Genomic DNA, 4296 nt, shown 5'->3' with positions numbered 1-4296 from the left:
CCGAAAGGACCCGAAAATTTTGGTAATAATCACAAGGGCCGTATTAGCTCTTCTTCCCAACTTTTACTCGGCGTGCCAGCCCGGTACGGGATTGCTTCTTCCTTTTTCCTGATTTTCGACCCGGTACCACAGCCAACAAGCCCCCTACCAGCGCAGCGGCGAGCAAAATCATACTCTCTCCGGACCAGACCAAGTCGTCACAAAGAAGTATTCCGCCCAAAGTCAGCGCGGCTGTGAAAATCACCGCTGACCCCAGCGCAGCCCACAACGGCCCCATCTCCGTGCGGCGAATAGACAATGTCCCTCCGGCGCAGGACGCCAACACTCCGCTTGCCGCCTGAAAGCGGAATGCCATCTCTTCCGGCATGACTCCTTTGAGGGTCAGCAGCGCCAGCAGACATTGAAATCCGATGTAAAGTCCCAGTGCCAGTGTCGCCCCCTCCAAAAACCCTGCCCATCCGGGCATTTTTCGTTTGGCCATAAAAAGCCCTCCCCCGTCATATGCTCTTTGCCAGCATATGACGGGAGAGGTTTGTTTATGAAGGGTAGTCCGGGTTTTGTCCCGACGCTTTTACACCTCGGGGTCCCAGGACTTCTTTTCGCCGTCTTCGGCGGCCCGCTCTGTCTCGGCAGGCCGCTCCTCTGCGGTAGGGGCGGTAGACTCCTCTTCCGGTTTGCTCTCTTGCTTCTTAGCCTTGGGGTCGGTGGAAGTCTGCACGCCAGTGGTAGACACGGCCCACTTGGTAATCTCCACGCGGACGCGGTCCTCGCTGGTTTCAATGATAATCGTGTCCTCGTTCACCTGCACGATGGAACCCACGATTCCGCCGATAGTAGTGAGCTTGTCACCCTTTTTCAGACTGTCACGCAGCTGCTGAGCAGCCTTTTTCCGCTTGTTCTCCGGGCGAATGATCATAAAGTAGAACACACCGATCAAGACTACCAGCATCATGATTGTTGTAGGATCCATATGGCAAATACTCCTTTGTATAATCAGAATGAATTTATTATATCCAAAGTAGCCAAAATTTGCAAGCCCTTTTTCAGAACTTACACCCTTAGCTCCAGTTTTCCGCTGTATTTCTCCCGAAATGCATCAAATGTCCCGGCGTCCAGCGCATCTCGAATTTTACACATCAGCTCGTTATAGAACCAGAGGTTGTGCAGCACGGACAGCCGTAGGGCCAGTACCTCGTCCGCCTTGAACAAATGGCGTAGATATGCTCTAGAAAAGCTTCGGCAGCAAGGACAGCCGCAACTTTCTCCAACAGGGGCAGAATCTGTCTCATACTTCCGGTTCATGATGTTCACCGTCCCCTCCCAGGTGAACAGCTTTCCATGCCGCCCGTTGCGGGAGGGCATCACGCAGTCAAAAAAGTCCACGCCGCGGGCCACAGCCTCGATGATGTTGCTGGGGGTGCCCACGCCCATGAGATACCGCGGTTTTTCTTTGGGCATGTGAGGTTCCACCGCATCGATCACTTCATACATCACCTCCGCAGGCTCCCCCACCGCAAGGCCGCCAATGGCGTACCCGTCGCAGTTGAGCTTGGCGATTTCCTCCATATGCCACACACGCAGGTCCGCAAACGTGGCTCCTTGATTGATGCCAAAGAGCATTTGTTTGGGATTCACCGCGTCAGGCAGCGCATTGAGCCGCTCATGTTCCGCAATACATCGCTCCAGCCACCGAGCTGTCCGCTTGCAGGACGCCTCGGCATATTCGTGTGTCGCAGGATTTTCCACGCATTCATCAAACGCCATCGCAATGTCGCTTCCAAGGTTGGACTGAATCTGCATGGACTCTTCCGGCCCCATAAAAACCCGATGCCCGTCGATGTGGGAGGCAAAGGTCACGCCCTCCTCCCGGATTTTCCGCAAGGACGCCAGAGAAAACACCTGAAACCCGCCCGAATCCGTAAGAATCGGACCGCACAATTTTGTCACCAGGACGCAGATGCAGGTGATAGGTATTGGAAAGCTCAATCTGGCAACCAATTTCTTTGAGATCCAAGGCACTGACGCCGCCCTTGATGGCACCCTGTGTGCCCACGTTCATAAACACCGGGGTCTGAACTTCGCCGCCATGAGCGCAGGAAAACACGCCCCGGCGCGCTCGCCCCTGATATGCAATCACTTTAAACATAGAACAAAAATGTCTCCTAATTCCTGAAATTTCAAACAGCAAAGGCCAGCCTAATAAACCCGCGAAAACGCCTGCCTTTGCATATGCAATGCATACGCATGTATATCCAATGCATATGCAGAATCGGGTATGCATATTGTCTGGCATCGAATGAATATGCCTTCTCCAGCTTCTAAAAAAACAGTAAGGAGACAGCTTGAAATGCCGGGCGGCAAGCCCCATTCTCATCCGGCTGATTATACACGGAAGCAAAAAGCTTTGCAAGTACGGCATCCGTCCTCATTAGTAAAGGCGCGTTTTCCAAAAGCATGATTTTGGATTTACTACACCAAAACGTTAATTGTTTTTATTTTTTGCAGCCGTTTTTAATGAATCAACATGGCATCCCCGAAGCTAAAGAACCGATACCGTTCACGCACGGCCTCCTCATAGGCCGCTAGAATATGCTCCCGTCCCGCCAGAGCGGAAACCAGCATCACCAGTGTGGATTCCGGCAGATGGAAATTCGTAATCAATGCATCTGTCACCTTGAAGCGGTAGCCGGGATAAATATAGATGTCGGTCCAGCCGGAGCGGGGCTCAATAGTCCCATCTTCGTTGGCCCATGACTCCACGGTGCGGCAAGAGGTGGTTCCAACGCATACCACCCTCCCCCCGTTGGCCCGGGTACGATTGATCAGGTCCGCCACCTCTTCGGAGATCGTACAAAACTCTTTGTGCATCTCATGATCAAGGATTTCCTCTTCCTTCACAGGACGGAAAGTACCAAGGCCCACATGAAGCGTCACATACCCGATTCCCACGCCCTTGGCGGAGAGTTTCTCCAGCAGTTCCTTCGTAAAATGCAGACCTGCCGTGGGCGCGGCGGCACTGCCCAACTCTTTGGAATAGACGGTCTGATACCGCTCCCGGTCCTGTAATTCCTCTTTGATATAGGGCGGCAGGGGCATTTTTCCAAGCCGTTCCAACACCTCTAGAAAAATCCCATCATAGTGGAACTTTACCAGTCGGTTTCCACCTTCCACCTCTTCTGTGATCTCTGCCGTCAGCTCTCCCTCGCCAAAGGACACCTGCGCGCCGGGACGCAGTTTTTTACCAGGGCGAACAAGACACTCCCAGACCCCGTCTCCTCGATCTGTCAGCAACAGCACCTCGCAGGCACCGCCGCCAGGCAGACGCTGCCCCAGAAGGCGGGCAGGCAAAACCCGGGAATCGTTTAAAATCAGGCAGTCCTTCTCCGTCAAAAAATCCGCCAGCTCGTAAAAATGATGGTGCTCCCAAGCGCCCGTATGCTTGTCCAGCGTCAGTAGACGGGAGGCATCCCGCTTTTCAATCGGCGTCTGGGCAATCAGCTCCTGAGGCAGGTCGTAGTAAAAATCGCTTGTCTTCATCTGTACCTCTCCATGGGTCCGCGTGCCTGTGCTTTGGAAAAATTCTGCAAAGAAAATTTTTTCGATGTAACGCGGCTCTGCCGCGCTTTTGGCGGGCGGCTTGCCAATGTCGGCATCACTCCACAGTGATGCCCGTATAATAGAAGCTCAAGATGTCGCGGTAGGAATACCCCTGTTTGGCCATGGCCAGCGCACCATATTGGCTCAACCCCACGTTGTGTCCGTTTCCCGTGCCGGTAATCACAAAGCTGCTGGGAGACGCGGAGGATGCGGAAGGCGATACCGCCGCGCCGGAGCTCCCGTTCAGCGTCTGTGCACCTGAGGAGGTGAGGACATAGGGCGCGGTTCCCGTATAGGGGGCTACCGTCCCGCTGCCGGAAACGGTATAGGCTCCGCTGAGGGAGGACCGCGTGTTGCCAGAGCCGTTTACATAGTAGCCGGAGGCAGAATTCATTCCGCTGTCATCCCCGTTGATAGAAAAGCGCATGCTTTTCACATTTTTACCATAGGTAGTGCTGTAAAACGCCATGCGACAGGTTTCACCCTTCACCGTCAGACTTTTTCCCGTTGTATCCACAAAGGTGACCTTGTATACGTTTCCGGTAGGGGTGCGCTCTGAGACATAGGCATTTTTCACCGTTCCAATGGAATAGCCGCTGTTTTGCAGCACCCACGTCAACTCCGAGGGCGTATAGGTCACCGTATAATTGTAATTTGGGATGGAGAGGGTGGCCTCGTAGGGGTCGGTTTTTCCCATCA

3 protein-coding genes and 2 pseudogenes are annotated in these 4296 nt (G+C 53.7%); all 5 read right to left on the bottom strand.

Annotated elements, in window-relative coordinates; genetic code table 11:
* Positions 1-43: 43 nt before the first annotated feature.
* On the bottom strand, positions 44-481 hold the full coding sequence (locus RT018_RS12350; RefSeq protein ID WP_312942429.1) for a hypothetical protein: 438 nt from the start codon (positions 479-481) through the stop codon (positions 44-46).
* A gap of 90 nt (positions 482-571) precedes the next feature.
* Positions 572-970, bottom strand: coding sequence for a preprotein translocase subunit YajC (yajC, locus tag RT018_RS12345; protein WP_312942427.1), 399 nt, complete (start codon positions 968-970; stop codon positions 572-574).
* A gap of 80 nt (positions 971-1050) precedes the next feature.
* A pseudogene (tgt, locus tag RT018_RS12340) lies at positions 1051-2146 on the bottom strand (tRNA guanosine(34) transglycosylase Tgt).
* A 365-nt stretch (positions 2147-2511) separates the two neighbouring features.
* Complete coding sequence (gene queA, locus RT018_RS12335) at positions 2512-3537, bottom strand: tRNA preQ1(34) S-adenosylmethionine ribosyltransferase-isomerase QueA (protein WP_312942425.1); 1026 nt, start codon at positions 3535-3537, stop codon at positions 2512-2514.
* Between the two features lie 115 nt (positions 3538-3652).
* Positions 3653-4296, bottom strand: a pseudogene (locus RT018_RS12330) (sporulation protein SpoIID); the annotation flags it as partial.

The sequence above is a fragment of the Oscillibacter sp. genome, from assembly GCF_032060045.1.
Taxonomy (GTDB): domain Bacteria; phylum Bacillota; class Clostridia; order Oscillospirales; family Oscillospiraceae; genus Oscillibacter.
The sequence above is the reverse complement of the archived record's forward strand: the minus strand, read 5'-3'. Positions and strand labels throughout refer to the sequence as shown.